This window comes from Candidatus Amarolinea dominans (assembly GCA_016719785.1).
Lineage (GTDB): Bacteria > Chloroflexota > Anaerolineae > SSC4 > Amarolineaceae > Amarolinea > Amarolinea dominans.
Window position 1 is genome coordinate 19,441 of record JADJYJ010000017.1, and the last position, 19,079, is coordinate 38,519.

At 66.3% G+C, this 19,079-nt stretch carries 10 protein-coding genes; 5 read left to right on the forward strand and 5 right to left on the reverse strand.

The genetic code is table 11. From position 1 onward, the window contains the following. Nucleotides 1–76: 76 nt before the first annotated feature. Nucleotides 77–1,483, forward strand: coding sequence for a deoxyribodipyrimidine photo-lyase (locus IPM84_17015; GenBank protein MBK9094428.1), 1,407 nt, complete (start codon nucleotides 77–79; stop codon nucleotides 1,481–1,483). A 235-nt stretch (nucleotides 1,484–1,718) separates the two neighbouring features. Here the strand turns inward: IPM84_17015 and IPM84_17020 are convergent, their stop codons facing one another. The 5 genes from IPM84_17020 to IPM84_17040 all read right to left on the reverse strand — a co-directional run bounded on the left by IPM84_17020 (nucleotide 1,719) and on the right by IPM84_17040 (nucleotide 13,873). Next, nucleotides 1,719–2,783, reverse strand: a complete 1,065-nt coding sequence (locus IPM84_17020) for a permease (GenBank protein ID MBK9094429.1) — start codon at nucleotides 2,781–2,783, stop codon at nucleotides 1,719–1,721. 158 nt (nucleotides 2,784–2,941) lie between these two features. After that, nucleotides 2,942–3,196 carry a thioredoxin family protein gene (locus tag IPM84_17025; GenBank protein MBK9094430.1) on the reverse strand — a complete coding sequence of 85 codons (255 nt, stop codon included), beginning with the start codon at nucleotides 3,194–3,196 and terminating at the stop codon, nucleotides 2,942–2,944. Between the two features lie 58 nt (nucleotides 3,197–3,254). Next, a complete protein-coding gene (locus IPM84_17030) occupies nucleotides 3,255–3,623 on the reverse strand; it encodes a helix-turn-helix transcriptional regulator (protein MBK9094431.1) in 369 nt (122 codons plus the stop codon). Between the two features lie 183 nt (nucleotides 3,624–3,806). Next, nucleotides 3,807–5,564, reverse strand: coding sequence for a CSLREA domain-containing protein (locus tag IPM84_17035; GenBank protein MBK9094432.1), 1,758 nt, complete (start codon nucleotides 5,562–5,564; stop codon nucleotides 3,807–3,809). A gap of 173 nt (nucleotides 5,565–5,737) precedes the next feature. Beyond that, nucleotides 5,738–13,873 (reverse strand): Ig-like domain-containing protein, encoded by an 8,136-nt coding sequence (locus tag IPM84_17040; GenBank protein MBK9094433.1) that lies wholly within the window; start codon nucleotides 13,871–13,873, stop codon nucleotides 5,738–5,740. Between the two features lie 437 nt (nucleotides 13,874–14,310). Between IPM84_17040 and IPM84_17045 the strand changes: the two genes are divergently transcribed. Genes IPM84_17045 through IPM84_17060 form a run of 4 tightly spaced genes read left to right on the forward strand, consistent with a single transcriptional unit; the run spans nucleotide 14,311 to nucleotide 19,056 of the window. Beyond that, nucleotides 14,311–15,546, forward strand: coding sequence for a nucleotidyltransferase family protein (locus IPM84_17045; GenBank protein MBK9094434.1), 1,236 nt, complete (start codon nucleotides 14,311–14,313; stop codon nucleotides 15,544–15,546). Continuing rightward, nucleotides 15,536–17,131 (forward strand): hypothetical protein, encoded by a 1,596-nt coding sequence (locus IPM84_17050; protein MBK9094435.1) that lies wholly within the window; start codon nucleotides 15,536–15,538, stop codon nucleotides 17,129–17,131. The genes IPM84_17045 and IPM84_17050 overlap by 11 nt, the downstream gene beginning before the upstream one ends. 3 nt (nucleotides 17,132–17,134) lie before the next feature. Beyond that, nucleotides 17,135–18,238 (forward strand): glycosyltransferase family 4 protein, encoded by a 1,104-nt coding sequence (locus tag IPM84_17055; GenBank protein ID MBK9094436.1) that lies wholly within the window; start codon nucleotides 17,135–17,137, stop codon nucleotides 18,236–18,238. Then, the gene (locus IPM84_17060) at nucleotides 18,235–19,056 is read left to right on the forward strand and encodes a hypothetical protein (GenBank protein MBK9094437.1); all 822 of its coding nucleotides are present in this window, start codon (nucleotides 18,235–18,237) and stop codon (nucleotides 19,054–19,056) included. The genes IPM84_17055 and IPM84_17060 overlap by 4 nt, the downstream gene beginning before the upstream one ends. Nucleotides 19,057–19,079 lie beyond the last annotated feature (23 nt).

Sequence of the window (19,079 nt, forward strand, 5' to 3'; positions counted from 1 at the left end):
CGACCGTTGAGCGGTGACGCCGGCCTGCCGCCGTCCGTCTGAAACTCCAGATTCGTTTCCTGGAGGAAAATCACTCATGCGTGTGGCAATCTGGTGGATTCGGCGTGATTTGCGCCTGGCCGCCAACCCGGCGCTGACGGCCGCCCTGGCAATGGCCGACCAGGTCATTCCCCTCTTCATTCTCGATCCGCACCTCGCCCAGGCCCCAACCACGGGCGCCAAACGCCTGGCTTTCCTGCTGGACGGTCTGCGCAGCCTGGATGCGGACCTGGCCCGCCGCGGCAGTCGCTTGATCTTTCGCCAGGGCGACCCGCAGGCGGTGCTGGCCGACTTGGTCGCAGCCGCCGGCGCCGGCGCGATCGTGGCCCAGGCCGATGTTTCTCCGTATGCGCGGCGCCGCGACGCCGAGGCGGCCGCCCATCTGCCCTTGCAGCTCACCCCAGGCGTCACCGTCTTCCCCTCCGATGTCGTGACCAAAGCAGACGGGTCGCCCTACACCGTCTTCACGCCCTTCAGCCGGGCCTGGAAGGCGCTGCCGCCCAACCTGACCCCGCTGCCCGCGCCCGGCCGCATTCCCACTCCCGTTGACCTGGCGAGCGACCGGATTCCGGCCAGTCCCGCCTTGCCGCCCGACGTGCCCTTCGAGGCCAGCGAAGCGGAGGCGCAGCGCCGTCTGCGGGCCTTTGCGGACGGCTTGCAGGCGCCCATCCGGCGCTACCACGAGCTGCGCGACCGCCCGGACCTGGACGGAACCTCGCAGTTGTCGCCCTACCTGCGCTTCGGTCTGATCTCCCCGCGGCAGGCGGCCGCGGCGGCCTACGCCATCCTCGACGGGACGACCGACGCAGCCGGCCGCCGCGGCGCAGAGGTCTGGCTCAACGAGCTGATCTGGCGCGAATTCAACGCCAGCATCCTCTATCATTTTCCGGGCGTGCTGCGCGCCGCGTTCCGCCCCGAACTGCGCAGCATCCCGTGGGACAACAACCCTGAGCTTTTCGCCGCCTGGTGCGAGGGCCGCACCGGCTATCCGATCGTGGACGCGGCCATGCTCCAACTGGTGCAGACCGGCTGGATGCACAACCGCGCCCGCATGATCGTAGCCTCGTTCCTGGTCAAAGACCTGCTGATTGACTGGCGCTGGGGCGAACGCTTCTTCATGCAGCACCTGGTGGACGGCGACCCGGCCTCGAACAACGGCGGCTGGCAGTGGACGGCCGGCGTTGGCACAGACGCCGCGCCCTATTTCCGCATCTTCAACCCGGTGCTGCAAGGCGAGAAGTTCGATCCCAACGGCGACTTTGTGCGCCGCTGGCTGCCCGCGCTGGCGCATGTGCCCGCGCCGTTCATTCACAAGCCGTGGATGATGACGCCGCTGGAACAGCGCCAGGCCGGCTGCGTGCTGGGGCAGGATTACCCGGCGCCCATTGTGGATCATGCCGCGGCGCGCGAACGGACGTTAGCCGCGTACCAACGGGCGGGGTGACTATCCAGCTGCGACGATCCGCAAGCCAACGATTGAGGTGAAGTACATCCAAACGTCCATCAATCGCAACTGCTCACCCTGCAGGCCGATTTGGACAGGATGAACAGGATGTACAGGATTCTTGCTCTGTGGTGTGCAAAACTATCGGCACGAGAGTTCGAATATCCTGTCAATCCTGTGAATCCTGTCTGAATTCCAGGCAGGCCCAGCAGTTACCATCAATCCCGCTTATTGCTCACACGACCAGGTTGAAGAGATAGCCGACGAGGACGATGCCCGTGGCGACAACGCCGATGAAGACCCCGATGAGCTGCGGTTTGAGCACGCGGCGCAGGATGATCATTTCGGGCAGGCTCAAGGCCACCACGCTCATCATGAAGGCCAACACCGTGCCAAGCGCCGCGCCTTTGCCCATCAGGGCATGCACCACCGGAATGATGCCCGCGGCGTTAGAGTACATCGGCACGCCCAATGCCACTGCGGCCGGCACAGACCACCAGGCGTCGCGGCCCATGATGCCCGCAAGGGCGTTCTCAGGCACGAAACCGTGGATGAGCGCGCCGATGGCAATGCCCACCACCACGTAGGGCCACACCTTGCTCACGATCTCGGCCGTACTCTGGCGGGCGCGAGCGAAGCGATCCACCCACGTCAGGCGTTCGCTCTCCAGGCCGGCGCCGCCAACATGGATTTGCCACACGAAATCTTCGACGAAGCGCTCCAACTTCAGGCTGCCGATGACCAGACCGGCGACGATGGCAATCACCAGCCCCATCACCATGTAGAGCGCAGCCACCTGCCAGCCGAACAAGCCGAACAGCATGACGACCGCGACCTCATTGACCATGGGCGCAGCGATCAGGAACGAGAAGGTGACGCCCAGGGGAATGCCCGACTCGACGAAGCCGATGAAGAGCGGCACGGCCGAGCAGGAGCAGAAGGGGGTGAGGACGCCCAGCCCGGCCGCCAGCGTGTTGCCCAAGCCCAGGCGCTTGCCGCCCAGCAGGCGGCGCGTCTGTTCAGGGCTGAAGAAGGAGCGCAGGATCGTCACCAGAAAGATGATGCCGCTGAGCAACAGCAAAATTTTGGGCACATCGTAGAGGAAGAAGGCCACCGCTTCGCCCAGGTGCGAGCCGGGGGTCAACCCGATCAGATCGAAGGCGAGCCAGTTCGCCAACGGCTGCAGGCTGCGGTAGGCCAGAATCCAGGCGATGGCGATCAGGATGACGGCGGCCCACGCCGCGGCCTGCGGGCGCCGCGTCGCGATGCGGTTGTAGAGCGAATCAGGATGCGTAATCATGCAGTTCTCCAGTGCAGGAAAGGGGTCAACTTGACCCGTAGGTCACGCCTCCGGCGTGACGACGCCGTTGGCAACAGATCCCCCGTACCACGGCATTCATCCCGTCCGGCGGCGCACGGCATGAATGCCGCGTGATACAACCAGGTAGGGGCGCCGCGTCAACCAGCCAGGGCCGCGTTGGCCAGCCAGGTCTGCACCTCGGCCACGGTGGGGATGCGGCCGCCACTGACCAACTTCTCGTTGATGACCAGGCCCGGGGTGTGCAGCAGGCCGTAACGCGCAAAGGTGACGTAATCTGTGACCTTCTCGATGTGGGCGTCTATGCCCATTTGGGTCACGGCGGCACGCGCGGTGGCTTCCACCTTGTGGCAGTTGTTACAGCCGGGGCCGAGAACTTTGATGTTGATCGTCATAGAACATTTCTCCTCGAACATGATAGGTTGTTGTCTTTTTTGGGGTTCTGCGGAATGCTCAAGCTGTCGGGGCCATTTGCAGATGCAACGTGATCGGCGCGATGGTGCTGCACTGGGGGCAGGGGCAGCCGGCCAACGGACGCTGATCGCCATTGGGGGCGGGGCCAAGCACGGCGGTCAGCAGGACAGCCAGCGCGGGATCGGTCACCCGGTAGTAGACATTTTGCCCTTCCTTGCGATCCGTGACCAGGCCCTCGCTGCGCAGCACGGCCAACTGCTGTGAGATGTAGGGCTGCGGTCGTTGCAGCACCGTCTCCAGATGGCACACGCAGCGCGCCTCGCGGCGCAGGGCGTCCAGAATCTGCAGGCGCACCGGGTGCGACAACAGTTTGAGACGGTTGGCAATCTCCTCGTACGACATCTCCATCGGCTTGTGTACTCCTGGCTCGAATATGCGAATATGTGCATATGATACTCTTGTATGCACTTCTCTGCATATGATGTGCGTCATACGGTGCGGCTGTTCTTCCTCTGGATGGCGCAGAAAAAGAAACCCGGCTTCTCGCTGAAGCCGGGTCTTTGACGCATAGGCTGAACGATCCCTGGTTTTCTATGAGCAGACCAGGCCGAACCGTGACGCGGTAGCCGTCGCGTCAATGACATCAATGTAACCGCTGATCGTGATATCGAGCACCGGATTGAGGGCCGGATCGAGCCAGGCATTAGCCACGGCGCTGATGTCGGTCACATCCACGTCACCATCGTCGTCCACGTCGCCGATCAGCAGACACGCGGCAAACTCGAACGCGCCGATGTCGCAGCGGGTCAGCCGCGCACCGTCGCGCTGGTCGGCGATCACGGCCGCGCCGGTATTGTCAACGCAGCCGGCGGGGTTGCCGGCGTTGAAAGGCGGGGAGCCGGTGGGAAAGGCGTTGGTCTGGGTGCGACCGCCGTTGCTGGCCAGGGCAGCCAGGTTGGGGTCTGTGCCGGTGATGTTGCCGGTCGTGTTGCCACCAATGGCGCAGCCGGTCGTGTTCTCGATCAGGTTGTAGCCGTCGGAAGTGAAGCCACCGGAGCAGTCGGGAAAGATCGTGCCGCTGGTTGAGGCGTCAACATTTTCGCCGATGAGGCTATTGCGCACGATCGCGGTGGCGGCGTTGCTCAGACCGCCGCCGTCGCCGAAGTTGTTGGCGTCGGAGTCGGCCACGTTGAAGGCCACGGTGACGTTGCTGAGCTGCAGCAGCGCGCCGCTGCCGTTGGCGATACCGCCCGCCCCCGCGCTGGCCGAGTTGCCGCTGACCGTGCTATTGATCAGCACGGCTGTGCCGGCGTTGGCGTTGCGCATGCCCGCCGCGCTGATCGCGGTGTTGTTGTTGATCGTGCTGTTGCGGATAGTCATGCTGCCACCGTCGTTGGAGATCCCGCCGCTGTCGTCCGCCGTGTTGTTGCGCACGGTGCTGTGGCTCATGACCAGGGTGTCCTGGTTGTAGATGCCGCCGCCCACCTCGCTCACGCCGCCGCCAGAGGTGCCCGCGTGATTGGTATGCACGGTGCTGCCAAGCAAGGTCAGGTTGTTTTCGTTGTAGATGCCGCCGCCGTTGGTGTCCGCGCTGTTGTTGTTGATCGTGCTGTTGATCAGCGTGGCCGAGGCGCTGCTACCGTTCCACATGCCGCCGCCGCGGTCGCTGGTCGCGGTGTTGTTGTTCAAGCCAAGGTTGACGGCCTCGAGCGTACCCCCAAGCAGCGCAATGCCGCCGCCCAAGGTGGATGCCGTATTGTTGGTAATCGTGGTGTTGATCAACGTCAGCGCGCCAGCTTCGTTCGCGATGCCGCCGCCCGCGTTGCCGGTGCTTTGATTGGCGATGAGGGTGACAGTACGCAGCGTCAACGTGCCCGCGCTGCGGATGCCGCCGCCAAACGAGGTGGTGCGCCCGTTGCGCAGCGTGACGTTCGAAATCGTGACGATGTTGCCGGCTAACACCTGGATAACCCGGTCGAGCGTGGTCGCCCCATTGGCGTCAATGATGGTGTTGCTGCCGGCGATCGTCACGTCGTCGGTGATGTCCAGGTCGCCGTTCACCGCGGTGTCATCCGCACCCACACGGGTCAGAGTATAGGTGACATTGGCCTGCAGGGTGATTGTGTCCGCGCCATTGCCGGCCGCACACGCGTCCACCGCCAGATCCAGGTTGGCGGCGCGGATCGCCTCGCGCAGGGCGCAGTCGCCGTCGGTGTTCAGTTCGTCGGTCAACGTATTGACCAGGATGCTGGTGCCGGCGGGCGCCAGGCGCGGTGTAGCCAGTGCGGTGTTGGACCACAACAGGCTGACCAGTAGAAGCAGATGAAACAGAATCAGACGTACCTTCATAATAGATGTTTCCTCGAACCGGACTTATCGCAGTCACAAAAACCCGGCTTCTCGCAGAAGCCGGGTTTCTCGCTTCTCTCTCACAGAAACCCGGCTTCTCGCAGAAGCCGGGTTTCTCATGCCTCTCTCGCAGAAACCCGGCTTCTCGTAGAAGCCGGGTTTCTTCACAACAATCAGCGCAGGACAGACGGCAGGAAGAACCGGTGTGCCTGCATGAAGGGGAATTCGGCGCTGCCGCTCTCGCCGCTGGTGGTCAACACCAGGCGTCGCGTCAGCGGTTCCAGCGGGACGTAGCCGGCCGGCCAGCTCTCCACGGTGACGAAGTAAGTGCCAGGCGGCAAATCTTGCACCAGGTAGCGGCCGGGCTGAAAGTGGTCGGGGCCGGTGGTGATGATGGCGACGCGTTCGCCCAGGTTGTTGGTGATGCTGAGGGTGACGTCGCTGAGCGTTGGCTCATCGTCGAAGTTACCGTCAGGCGTCGTGTCTTGCCAGGTGAGACCGCCGATCGTCACGGCCGGGCATGGCTCGAAGGGCTGGCCGGGGCGCCGCGGGCCGCAGGAGCCGACGTTGAGGATGGTAATCCATGCGTCTTCGACTTCACCGCTGTTGGCCGGGCCGGTGGGGGCAGCCACCTCAGACGCGGCGTTGGCGATGCGGCAGCGCAGGTAGCTAACGCCTGGGGTGGGCACGGGGAAGCCGCTGAACGTCAGGTTGACCGACTGCCGGTTTACACTGCTGTTGATGGCGGCCGCGGTGCGCTCGCCGGCGTCCAGGAAGTCGCCGTCACGGTTGAAGTCAAGCCAGCACGCCACCGTGGCGGGCTGGCCGGTGGCATTGAGGGCTGACACCATCAGGTTGACACCGCCGGAGGCGGTGGAGATGATGGGGAGGATGGCAATGCCATCCTCGTCATCCAGGCCGGTGGTGTCGTCGGCGTTGCTGTCCGGGTTTTGCAGCGCGCCGTTGTCGCTGTCGGGCGCCTGGCGTCCGAGGTGGAGACCGGGGATGACGATGTGACTGGGGCCGTTGTCCGCGGCGATGGTCTGGTAGTTGCCGACGCCGGCGCCAGGGCCGGTGTCGGGCGCGTCGCCGTAGTCACGCGGCAGGGCCTGCACGACATCCACGCAGACTCGCTGGGAGCTGGCCTGGGTGTTGACCTGGAGAGTAGCGCCGGTGGGGGTGGTGGCGGTCGCCGTGACAGAGCCGATGTTGCAGGTGCGACCGGTGGGGGTGACGGTGCGGGTGCAGGTAGCCTGCTGGCCGGGGGCCAACGGGCCGATGGCGGGACTGGCGCAGATCGCTCCAAGCACGTCATCGCTGACGACGAGGTTGCCGAGCCAGGTGTCGCCCAGGTTGGTCACTTCGTAGGTGTAGGTGACGCTCTGGCCTTGCAGGACCTGGGCGGCGCTGGCGCGTTTGTTGATGACGACGCGCACGCGGGCAAAGCCGAAGTCGGCAAAGAGATAGGCGTCATTGGCGCCCAGCGTCACCGGGTAGGGATTGGGGCCGTAAGCGGCGCTGGTGAAGGCGAAGCCGGCCAGGGGGCGACCGGGATCATAGTTGGAGGCGGGGATGCGCACCTGGTAGCTGCCGGCCACGAGGCCTTCGAACAGGTAGAGACCGCCGTTGGTGGTGACATCGGTGGCGATGACGCTGTTGCTGGTATCGAGCAGTTCGACGAGCACGCCGTCAATGCCCGGCTCCCCGGCGTCGTGAATGCCGTCCAGGTCGAGGTCACGCCAGACCAGGTCGCCGATGACCGAGCGGGCGACGATGCCTTCGTAGTTGGCGTCATCCGCGTCCTGCACGGCGGTGCTGCCGTGCAGGCCGCTTGCCGTGGCGCGGTTGAGGATCTGGCCGGCCTGGGCGGAGACGGGGCCATAGTTGCAGGTGAAGCTCTGGCCGGGCGCCATGGGGTTGGGCGGGAGGCCGCAGCCGGCCAGGGGGTAGCGACTGTCGGTGAGGGTGACGTCAGCCAGGGCGACGTTACCGACATTGACGACGACGATGCGGTAGTACACCTCGCTGCCCAGCAGCACCTGCGGGCCAGGCGCGGCGTCAGCATCCTGCCAGGTGATCTGGCCGTCCACGGAGATGAGTTTCTCCACGTCAATGGCGGGGCGGGCCGGGGCGTAGTAGTTGGCGTCGTCCGTGTCCTGCACGGGCGTGTTGCCGTAGTAGCCCTGCGCCAGCGCGGTGTTGGTATGGACGCAGTTCTCCGTGTCGGTGACGACCGACTGGAGGACGCAGGTGAAGGAGGCGCCGGGCAGCAGCGGGTTCGGGATGGGGCCGCAACTGGTCAGGTCATACACATTGTCGGTCAGGCTGACGTTGGCCAGGGGGACGTTGCCGACGTTGGTGACGATGAAGCGGAAGAAGACGGGATCGCCGACGCGGGTCTGGGGGCCGGGGGAGAAGTCGGCGTCGAGCCAGGTGAGCTGGCCGTCCACGGAGACGTGCTTTTCGACATCAATGGCGGGTTGGGCGGCGACGTGGAAGTTGGCGTCGTCGTTGTCGCGCACGGTGATGTCAAGGTAGACGCCGCTGGTGGAGGCGGTGTTAGTGTGCTGGCCGACCTGGGCGGTGACCGGACCGTAGGTGCAGGTGGCGCTGGCGCCGGGCTGCAGGGGGTTGGGGATGGCCGGGCAGCCGTTCAGCGGATAGACGTTGTCGCTCAGGGTAACATTGCTGAGGGGCACGTCGCCGATGTTGGTGATGACGAAGCGGAAGAAGACCGCACTGCCGAGCGCGGCCTGCGGCCCTGGCGGCGTATCCGCGTCCTGCCAGGTGGCCTGAGCATCCACGGAGACCAGTTTTTCGATGTCAATGGCCGGCCGGGTCAGCGCGTTGTAGTTGGCGTCGTCCTGGTCGCTGACGGTGATGCTGCCGGCGGCGCCGGTGGCATAGGCGGTGTCGGTGTGCTGACCCAGCTCAGCCGGGAGGGGACCGATGGTGCAGATGTAGGCGGCGGTGGGCGGGAGCAGGGCCGGGATGGGGCCGCAGCCGGCCAGCGGATAGAGGCTGTCGGTCAGGGTGACGTTGGTGAGGGCGACGTTGCCGACGTTGGAGACAACAAAGCGGAAGTAGACGCTGTGGCCGGCGATGGTTTGGGGCCCAGGCGGGACATCGGCGTCATGCCAGGTGGCCTGGCCGTCCACGGAGACATACTTCTCGACGTTGATGGCGGGCTGGGGCGGCACGTTGTAGTTGGCGTCGTCGGCGTCGGTGACGGTGGTGGCGCCGTACATGCCCGTAGCCGTGGCGGTGTTGGTGTGCTGACCGACCTGGGCGGGCGTGGGGCCATGCCAGCAGGTGTAGCTCTGACCGGGGGCGAGCACGCTGGGGGCGTTGCAGCCGCTCAGGATATACACATTGTCGGTCAGGGTGACGTTGGTGAGGGGGACGTTGCCGATGTTGGTGACGATGAAGCGGAAGTAAACGCCGAAGCCGTCCACGGTCTGCGGGCCAGGCGGCAGGTCCGCGTCCTGCCAGGTGACCTGACCGTCCACTGAGACCAGTTTCTCCACATCAATCGCGGGCACGAGCGGGATGGGCGTCGGTGTGTGGGTGGGGTGGCGTGGGCGTGCGCGTGGGCGTCGCGGTGTTGGTGGGGTGAAGGTGGCCGTCCAGGTGGGGGTGGGGGTGTTGGTGGGCGTGGGGCTGGGCGTCAGCGTGGCCGTTGGCGACTGGGTCGGCGTGGGCGTGGGGGTGGGGGGGGGCGCGTTGTAGTTGGCATCGTCCGCATCGCTGACGGTGATGGCGCCATACAATCCGGTCGCGGTCGCCCTGTTGGTGTGTTGACCGACCTGCGCGGTCACAGGTCCCAGCCAGCAGGTGTGGCCCTGGCCCGGCTGCAGCGGATTGGGCACGTTGCAGTTGGTCAAGGTGTACACGTTATCGGTCAAGGTGACATCAGTCAGGGGCACATTGCCGATGTTCGTCACCTCGAAGCGGAAGTAGACGCCGTCGCCCACCGTCGCCTGGGGGCCGGGCGGCGTGTCAGCATCGAACCAGGTCGCCTGGCCGTCCACAGAGACATATTTCTCTACGTCAATGGCCGGCTGTGAAGGGGTGTAGTAATTGGCGTCGTCGCTGTCTTGCACCGTCGTGCCGTTGTAGCTGCCGACGGCGGTGGCGGTGTCAGTGTGTTGACCCAATTCGGCCGCAACCGGCCCGTAGATGCAGACGTAGCCGGCCCCAGGTACAAACGGGTCGGGAATAGGGCTGCACCCGTTCAGCAGGTAGACGTTGTCACTCAAGGTCACGTTGCTCAGGGGCACGTCGCCCACGTTGGTTACGACGAAGCGGAAGTAGACGCCGCTGTCGGCGGTGGCCTGCGGGCCGGGCGAGTTATCAGCATCGAGCCAGGTGGCCTGGCCGTCCACGGAGACGTACTTCTCCACGTCAATGGCCGGCTGCGCGGGCGCGATGACGTTGGCATCGTCCGTGTCGCTGACGGTAGTGTTGGCGAACTGGCCGCTGGCCGTGGCGGTGTTGGTGTGCTGACCGGGCTGGGCTGTCACCGGACCATGCCAACAGACATAGCTTTGACCGGGGACGAGGATGCTGGGCGCGTTGCAGTTGTTCAGGCTGTAGACATTGTCGCCCAGGGTGACGTTGCTGAGGGTGACGTTGCCGATGTTGCGGACCTCGAAGCGGAAGTAGACCGGGCTGCCGCTGGTGGTCTGCGGGCCGGGCGGCAGGTCAGCGTCTTGCCAGGTGAACTGGCCGTCCACGGAGACGAATTTCTCCACGTCAATCAGCGGCGCCTGCGGGATAGGCGTCGGCGTATTGGTGGGGGTGTTGGTCGGCGTCCAGGTGAACGTCGCGGTCGGGGTATTCGTGGGCGTCGGCGTCCAGGTGGCCGTCGGCGTGTGGGTCGGAGTGTGGGTGGGCGTCCAGGTGGTCGTCGCGGTGCCGGTCGGGGTGTTGGTCGGCGTAGGCGTCGGTGCGACGTAGTTGGCATCGTCCTGATCGCTGACGGTGGTGGCGCCGTAGACCCCGGCAGCGGTGACGGTGTTGGTGTGCTGACCGGGCTGCGCGGGGACGGGGCCGAGCCAGCAGGCGTGACTTTGGCCGGGATGTAGCGGGTTGGGGACGTTGCAGTTGCTGAGGCTGTAGACGTTGTCGGTCAGGGTGACGTTATTCAGGGGCACGTTGCCGGTGTTGGTGACGTCGAAGCGGAAGTAGACGCTGCCGCCGGCCGCGGCGGTGGGGCCGGGCGGGAGGTCGGCATCGGCCCAGGTGGCGCCGCCATCCACAGAGACGAGTTTTTCCACGTCAATGAGCGGCCGCGCGAGGACGTTGTAATTGGCGTCGTCCTGATCGGTCACCGTGGCGCCCTGGTAGCTGCCGCTGGCTGTACCGGTGTTGGTGTGCTGGCCGACGGCGGCGACGGTGGGGCCGTGGATACAACTGTAGGACTGGCCGGGCTGCAGGGGGAAGGGGATGAAGCAGGCGGACAGGGTGTAGACGTTATCGGTGATGGTGACCGCAGTGAGGGGCACATTGCCGGTGTTGGTGACAATGAAGCGGAAGTAGACGGCGCTGCCGACGGTGGTCCCCGGGCCGGGCGGGGTGTCGGCGTCTTGCCAGGAGACCTGACCGTCCACGGAGACGTGCTTCTCCAGGTCAATGGCCGGCTGCGCGGGCGCGGTGTAGTGGGCGTCGTCAGAATCGCTGACGGTGAGGCCGCTCCAGGCGCCGTTGGCGGTGGCGGTGTTAGCGTGCTGACCGACCTGCGCCGGCGTGGGGCCGAAGATGCAGGTGTAGCTGGCGCCGGGCGCCAACGGGTTGGGGATGGGGCTGCACGCGGTCAGCGCGTAGACGTTGTCGGTCAGGGTGACGTTACTCAGGGGCACATTGCCGCTGTTGGTGACGACAAAGCGGAAGTAGACGTTAGCGCCCACGGCCGCCTGTGGCCCTGGCGCCGTATCAGCGTCGTGCCAGGTGGCCTGATTGTCCACTGAAACGTATTTTTCAACGTCAATGGCCGGCGGCTGATACAGCCCCGCGTCCCACTGCCGCTGATGGTCGCCCGCGCCCAGGCTGATGGCGACGGTGGCGCCGGTGGTCACATCCGCGTCACTGTCCACCGTGTCGTCGCCGCCTTGATCGCGCAAGGTGATCAGGTAGGTGGCCGGCGGCGTAAAGCGGACGTAGTAGCTGCCCGTCAACAGGTTGTCGAACAAGTAATGCCCGCTGGCGTCGGTGGTCCCCGTGCCCTGGCTGATCCAGGAGGCGCCGATCTGCTTGAAGAGTTCGACGGTGACGCCGGGGACGCCGGCCTCGCCGCTGTCCTGGATGCCGTTGCGGTTCTGATCCAGCCAAACGAAGTCGCCGATGCTGCTCAACTGGGTGTTGCCAAAATCGCGGCCGGACACCGTTTGGTTCGTCAAGGTGACGCTGTGCGCGCCGGCGCCGCCGGGGTAAGTTTGCGCCCAGCCGGCCTGCGGGGTTTCGGTCACACTGTACGTGCCCGGCTCCAGGTTGGCAAAGGCATAGGCGCCGTTGGCAGCGGTGGTGGTGGTGAGATCAAGCGCGTGCGGCCCGCCGGCCGCGCGGATGGTCCAGCCGGCCAGGGTCGGCTCGCCAGCGTCGCGGGCGCCGTTGGCATTCAGGTCGTTGAATTTGACGCCGCTGATGCCCAGGGCGCCGCGATTGCCGAAGCGCCGCTCCTGCTGCTCCGGGAAGGCCAGGATGACTTCTTGCTCCAGCGGGGTGGTGTTGGTGTAGCCGGGATGGTTGGCGACCTGTTCGACAACCTTGTAGCGCGCGCCGGGCAGTTCGGTAAAGGCCAGGCGTCCGTCCGCGCCGGAGGTGCCGCCGCGGAACTGCGCCCAGTCGTTGTTCTGCCAGATGTAGAGGGCAAATTGCCAGCCAGGCAAACCAGGCTCCTGCCCTTCATCCCAGATGCCATCGCCGTCCGTGTCCAGGAACTTGAGGACATGCAGGACCGAATAGCGGCTGTTGCCGAAGTCTGCGCGCCACTGCATCCAGGGGTCGCCAGCGCTGCGGGTACGGCTCTGGCTCAGGGGGGTGCTGTTGATCCAGCCGTTCTGCAGGGTTTCGGTGAGGACATAGGCGCCGTTGCCGCTGATGCGGTCAGCGAAGAAGGCGTTGCCGTTGCTGTCGGTGACGCCGGTGAACTGACCGCCGGGCGTCCCCAGGGTGAAGGTCCAACCCGCCAGGTTCGGTTCGTCCTCTTGCTGCACGCCGTCGAAGTTTCGGTCTTCGAACTTGTGGGCGATGATGAGGTTGCCGGACTCTACCCAGTCCTTCGACGCCAACGCGCGCACGGAGACGCGGACGGTTTGGCCCAAGACGATGCGCTGCCAGCTATCCGGACTGAGCTGATCCACGAAGCGTGAGCCAGCCGGCAGGTCGAGGGTGGCCGCGGCGGTGATGTTGGCATGGCCGGCGGTTGTGCTGGTGAGGACAAAGGCGGCCTCGCCGTTGGCATCGGTCAGCGCGCTGGTGCGGTCGAGCGTACCAGCCGTGGCGCTGACGGTGACGGTGTAGCCGGCCAGCGGAAATCCGCCCTTGGTCAGGCGCACGGTGAAGGGATTCGCAGGCTGGTAGGGCAAGAAGTTGGTGGCCGAGGCCGGGGTGATAGCGATTTGCACGTTGCCCGGTTGATACTCCACCGGCGGCGTGGCCGGGATGCTGGCCAGGATGGCGTTGTAGGCGTTGCGCACGCCGTTGTCATAGGTGGAGTTGTAGATGGTGGCGTCGGCCTGATTCAGGAGCCAGCCGTCGGTCAGTCTCCAGACCGCGGCCTGGCGTGCGGCCTGCATGATGGCATCGTTGAGGGTGGGGGGGTAGTTGGCCACCATCCAAGCGACGCGCCAGTCAGAGAAGAAGCTGCTGTCCAGGCAGAAGCCGCGATTGAAGGCGCGCGAGTGGTAGATGTCGGTGCAGAAGCCGTAGGCGATGTTGTTTTGACCAAAATCGAGTTTGGCGAGGGGGGTGTCGAGGATTTTGGGGACGCCATTCTTGAGCAGATTGACCGAAATGGCGACGGTGGGGTTGGGGCTGTTGGTGGGAACAACCCAGGTGGCGATCCCGCAGACGGCGGCGTCCGGCCCGGTGGGCTGCAAGCGCCACAGTTCGGGCATGATCGGTGTAATCACCGTGCCCCCCTCAAATGGGGGTTCGGTAGGCTGCGCCTGTGCCGACGGGGTGCTGATGACCCACAGGCTGCAGAATACAAGGACGGCCAACAGAAGCAGTGGCCCTCCGCGCAGCGCCAAACGCGTCGCGGGTGGGCGCAGCCGCCTCGGGGTAGATAGGTAGCTTGCGAATGACATGACAGATCCTCCTCATCAGGTTGCACATAAAACACAATGGCGCTGGTGCGCCATTGGCCTGAGCGCCGGCAGACAATAATGGCGCTAGCGCCAGTCATCAGCACGGCGGGGCCGTAAACAACGAAGAATCAAAGCAGGCGCAGCACCCACCAGGGACGACGAGAAGAGCGGGCGTGCGACGGGGGGCGATGGGCATTAGTACCCTGATACCAGACGTATTGTATCATCATTTGGCGCGCCTGTCTACCGATCAAAATCTGAGATTCCAGCATTTTTGCTTACAAAAACGCCGCCGAATGAATTCCGGGCGCAACGGCGTTCGGATGCTGTGTCCCGCTGGCAGAGATTGACAGGTCAGGGAGGAAAGGTGTAAACTGAGGGCCGTGTGCTTCCTGGCGTCTTGACGCGAAGCCATTTTCAGGTTAGGGAGTTAGGGTTTGGATCTACCACTGACCGCCGCGCACAAGGTCTGGTACTCGCAGGCCGTGGAAGCGCTGGCTGCCTGGGTTCTGCAGCCAAAACAGCCGCCGACCATCGTCAGCACGTGGCCGACCGCGGCCTGGGAAACCTTTGGCCTGACCGCGTATCTGCAGGGCGTGCTGCCGCTGCTGTGGGGCATGCCCTGGCGCTCGCAGCTGCCGCCCGCGGTGCAGGCGGTGATCGAGACCGGCTATCGCAGCAACGCGCGGCGCAACCAGCGTCTGCTCGACGAACTGAACGGCCTGCTGACCAGCCTGGCGCAGGCCGGCATCCCGGCCATGCCGCTCAAGGGCAGCCTCCTGCTCGAAAATCGCCTCTATCCTGACCCCGCTCTGCGCGCCCTGCACGATCTGGACATCCTGGTGCAGCCGGAGCAGTTGGCCCGCGCGACGCAGGTGGTGCAGACGCTCGGCTATCGGATCGAAAATCGCACCTGGCGCCACATCGTTCTGCATCCGCCCGGCGCGGCCGCCATCGTCTCCTGGACGCAGGATCACCCGGACAATCCCCGCCCCCTCGATCTGCACAGCCATGTGCGCGAGGAGTTCCGCGGGGCCAGCTATGACCTGACCGCGCAGCTCTGGCAACATGCCCGGCCGCGCCCGTTCCTGGGTACGACGGCCTGGGTGCCCACGACCGCGGATTTGCTGCATCACCTGGTTGCCCATGCCTCGGTCTCCATGCTGGAACGCCTGCTGCGCCTGGTCCACCTGGTTGACCTCAGCTTGATGGCGCAGCGTCATTCGCCTGACCTGGCCCCGCTTTCGCCCGATGGCGCTCGTTTCCTCTATCCGGCCCTGGGCTTGCTGGCGCACTATCAGCCCGACGGGCCGCTGGCTGCGTCAGCCGCGCGGCTGGCAACCCAGGTTCATGCGCCGCTGGCCGCGTGGATCGAGACCAGCAGCCTTGCCAATCGCACCACCGGCGCCGACGCGCCCGCGCCGCCCGGAGAGATGCTGCGCGTCTGGCCGCGCAATCGGCGCGAACGCCTGCTGGCCGTGCGACATACGCTGTTTCATTCGCGCGGCGAACTGGCCGCGCTCTACCCGCGGTTGAGCGCCTCGCCCTTCTTCTGGCTGGCGCATGTCCGCTTCTGGGCGCGCCTGCTGATCTCATGGAACGGCCGCGGTTGGCACAGCCTGGCGCAGCGGGTGCGAGCGCGGGATGACGCCGGAGGGACGCATGGCCGCTAACCTGCGCCGGACCGCAGCCCTGGTGCTGGGGCTGACGCTGACCGTCAACGCGTTGAACTACCTGCGCGATGCCGCGCTCGCGGCGCGCTTCGGCGCCAGCCCGGCCAGTGATGCGATCTTCAGCGCGCTGCTGCTGCCCGCCATTCTGCAGCAGATGCTGGTGGCTGGCACCCTGGCGCCGGCCGTGGTGCCGGTCTACCTGGAGATGGCCGGCCACAGCCCCAGCCAGGCCCGACGCCTGACCTGGCAGGTGCTGCTCAGCGTGGCCGTGGGTCTGATCCCCCTGGCCGTGCTGGCTGTGTTCCTGACGCCTGCGCTGGTCAATCTGCTCTTTCCCGGTTTCGACGCCGCGACCCAGGCGCTGACGGTGCAGGCGCTGCGCCCCTTCTGGCCTGGCGCGGTCTGCCTGATCCTGGCCGGCCTGACGGGCAGCCTGCTCAACGCGGCCGATCATTTCGTCCTGCCCGCGCTGACGCCTGGCCTGGGCAGCGCGCTGGCGCTGATCGTGCTGTGGCTGTGGCCTGCGGTGAGCGTGCCAGAACTGGCGCTGGCGTTGGCCCTGGGGATGGCGATGCAGTTGCTGCTGCATCTGCCCGGCCTGTGGGCGGCGGGCCGCAATCCCCATGCCCTGCCCGCACCCGTTGACGGGATGAATCCCGCGGTACGGTTCGCTCCCACGAGACCGCTGCGGCGGGTGCTGATGCTCAGCCTGCCGCTGTTCGCTTATGTCAGCCTGTCGCAGGTCATGACCTTGATCGAGCGGGTGTTTGCCTCGCACCTGGGCACGGGCGCGGTCGCGCGGCTGACCCTGGCGCAGAAGCTGGCGTCACTGCCGCTCTTCCTGGTGGCCGGCTCGCTGGCCGTCGTCATCTTCCCCCGGCTGGCGGCGCTGCAGATCAACCGGGCCGATTTCAGCGCGGCGCTGGCGAGCGGGCTGCGCACGGCGCTGCCGCTGCTGCTGTTGGCAACCGCCTGGCTGATGAGCGGCAGCCAGCTTCTGGTGACGCTGCTGTATCAGCACGGCCTCTTTTCCGCGCAGGATGGCGCCCAGACCGCCATTCTACTGCAAGGTTACGCCCTGGGCCTGGCGCCGGCCGGGTTGGGCGCTATTTTGCTCAAGGCTCTTCATGCGCGCCAGGATGTGCGCTCGCCGCTGTGGGTGGCGGCCGTCAGCCTGACCTGTTACCTGGCCCTGGCCGCGCTTTGCAGTCGCGCGTGGGGCGCGTTGGGATTGGCGCTGGCGCTTTCGACCACCGCCTTGATCTCGACCAGCCTGCTCGCCCTGGTTTTGGTGCAGCGACATCAGGCCCTGGCCTGGCGCCGCTTGTTGCACGACCTGCGCCTGCTCCTGCCCGCGACGGCGGCGGCCCTGGCGGCTGGCTGGCTGGCGGAAGTGTGGCTGCAGCCGGCGCTGGGCGCGACGCTGCCCGCGCTGCTGTTGCGCCTGCTGGTTTTGATCCTGGTCGGCGGCGGCGCCTTCGCGATCCTGGCGCGCCGGGTTGGATTTGTGCGCGGCGACCCCCGCAGTTGGTTGGAACCGCGGCGGCCGGCCAGACCGCCGCCCGTGTCCCAGGCAGAGGTTTGACTGATGCACATCGTCTTCGATATGACTTTTCCGGCGCGTAACCGCAGCGGCGTGGGCGTCTACGGTCGCGAGCTGCTGGCCGCTCTGCGTCGCGAGGCGCCACCTGAATTCGAGATCGAAGAATTCTGCGCGGCCGGCCCCGCCTCGAAGCCGGACATGCTGCGCAAACTGGCCGATGGCGCGGCTTTCATGGCCGGCGTCGAGCTGGGGTTGCCTCTGCACCTGTGGCGACGCCGCCCTGACCTGCTGCACGCACCGGCGTTTATTGCGCCGCTGCTGCCCCTGGGCTGTCGCCTGGTCATCACCTGTCATGACACGATCCTGGAGGATGGCTGGCAGGCGTTCCACCCGGCCTGGCGCCTGTTTCACCGCCTGTCCCTGCGTCGGGGTCTGCGCCAGGCTGCAGCCATCCTGACCCCCTCACAGCAGGCGGCGCGCGATCTGGCCCGAGTCTACGGCGTGGGCGCGGCGCATCTGCACGTCATCCCGCACGGCTGCAACCCCATCTTCCGGCCTGTGGCCGCAGAGGGCATCGCGGCCGTGTTGACGCGCCTGGGGGTGCGTGCGCCGTTCATCCTGAACGTGGGCGCGCAGGTGGAGCGCAAGAACCTGGTGCGCCTGCTGGAGGCGTTTGCGCAGGTGCGGCGCGGGCGCGGGCGGTCGGGCCTGACCCTGGTGCTGGTCGGCCCGCCCGGCAACGCCAGCCTGCGCGTGCAGCAGACCAGCGCCCGGCTCGACCTGCATGACCCCGTGACCTGGCTGCCTGCGGTGACGGATGGCGAACTGGCTGCGCTCTACAGCGGCGCCGCGGCCTTTGCCTTTCCATCGCTGGCCGAAGGTTTTGGCCTGCCCATCCTGGAGGCGCAGGCGTGCGGCGCGGTGGTGGTCACCAGCGATCGCGGCGCGATGGCCGAAGTGGCCGGCGGCGCGGCGCTGCTGGCCGATCCGACCCGTGTGGATGCGCTGGCGGAGGCTTTGGAGCAGGCGCTGGGCGATCAGGCGCTGGCCGCGCATCTGCGTGAGCAGGGGATGCAGCGGGCCGCGACCTTTACCTGGGAACGCTGCGCGCAGGCGACCCTGGCGGTTTATCAACAGGTGACCGCATGAGCATCACGATTCGCGACCTGACGACCTACGACGAATTTGTGCAGGTGCGCCAGATTCAACAGCGCTGTTGGGGTTTCAGCCAGGGCGAAGGGCTGTATGTGCCGCTGCTGAACACGGCGGCAACCAGCGGCGGCACGGTGTTGGGCGCGTTCGACGGCAGCCAGATGATCGGGTTTCTGTTCGGCTTCCTGGGGCTGCACGAGGGCCGGCGCCTGAAGCTCTGCTCGCAGACGATGGGCGTCCTGCCGGAGCACCGCGGGCGGGGGGTGGCCGCCAGCCTGAAATGGGCGCAGCGCCAGCGCATGTTGGCCCTGGGCATCGAACTGATCACCTGGACGTTCGACCCGTTGGAGGCGCCCAACGCGCGCCTGAATCTGCACACCCTGGGCGCCACGGTGGCAACGTACTTCCGCAACCTGTTTGGCGAGGACTTCGGCGAACTGGGCCGCGGCCTGCCCAGCGACCGCTTGCAGGCCATGTGGTGGATCAACAGCGAGCGCGTCAACCGCCTGGCCGCGGGCGCAATTCTGTATGCCGAACCGTTGGCCGGGCCGCAGGCCAACCCCTGCGCCGGCGACGGCCTGGGCCGGCGCATCTTGCGCACCGACCTGGGCCTGGAGACGGACGTGGTGCATGTGGAGATTCCGGCCGACATCCAGGCCCTCAAGCGGGCCGACCTGGCCCTGGCGTTGGACTGGCGCCTGCAGACGCGCCTCGTCTTCGAGACCTACCTGGGCCGCGGCTACATCGCCACCGACCTCCTGCGCCTTCCCGCGCCGGGCGGGACGCAGGTACACTATCGGCTGCAGAAGGAGTAGCCCTGATTGCAGAAGAAAAGAGG

Bases quoted from the DNA above. Each gene is read 5' to 3' on its own strand.
- IPM84_17015 (MBK9094428.1), top strand. From the start codon at position 77: ATGCGTGTGGCAATCTGGTGGATTCGGCGTGATTTGCGCCTGGCCGCC.
- IPM84_17020 (MBK9094429.1), bottom strand. From the start codon at position 2,783: ATGATTACGCATCCTGATTCGCTCTACAACCGCATCGCGACGCGGCGC.
- IPM84_17025 (MBK9094430.1), bottom strand. From the start codon at position 3,196: ATGACGATCAACATCAAAGTTCTCGGCCCCGGCTGTAACAACTGCCAC.
- IPM84_17030 (MBK9094431.1), bottom strand. From the start codon at position 3,623: ATGGAGATGTCGTACGAGGAGATTGCCAACCGTCTCAAACTGTTGTCG.
- IPM84_17035 (MBK9094432.1), bottom strand. From the start codon at position 5,564: ATGAAGGTACGTCTGATTCTGTTTCATCTGCTTCTACTGGTCAGCCTG.
- IPM84_17040 (MBK9094433.1), bottom strand. From the start codon at position 13,873: ATGTCATTCGCAAGCTACCTATCTACCCCGAGGCGGCTGCGCCCACCC.
- IPM84_17050 (MBK9094435.1), top strand. From the start codon at position 15,536: ATGGCCGCTAACCTGCGCCGGACCGCAGCCCTGGTGCTGGGGCTGACG.
- IPM84_17055 (MBK9094436.1), top strand. From the start codon at position 17,135: ATGCACATCGTCTTCGATATGACTTTTCCGGCGCGTAACCGCAGCGGC.
- IPM84_17060 (MBK9094437.1), top strand. From the start codon at position 18,235: ATGAGCATCACGATTCGCGACCTGACGACCTACGACGAATTTGTGCAG.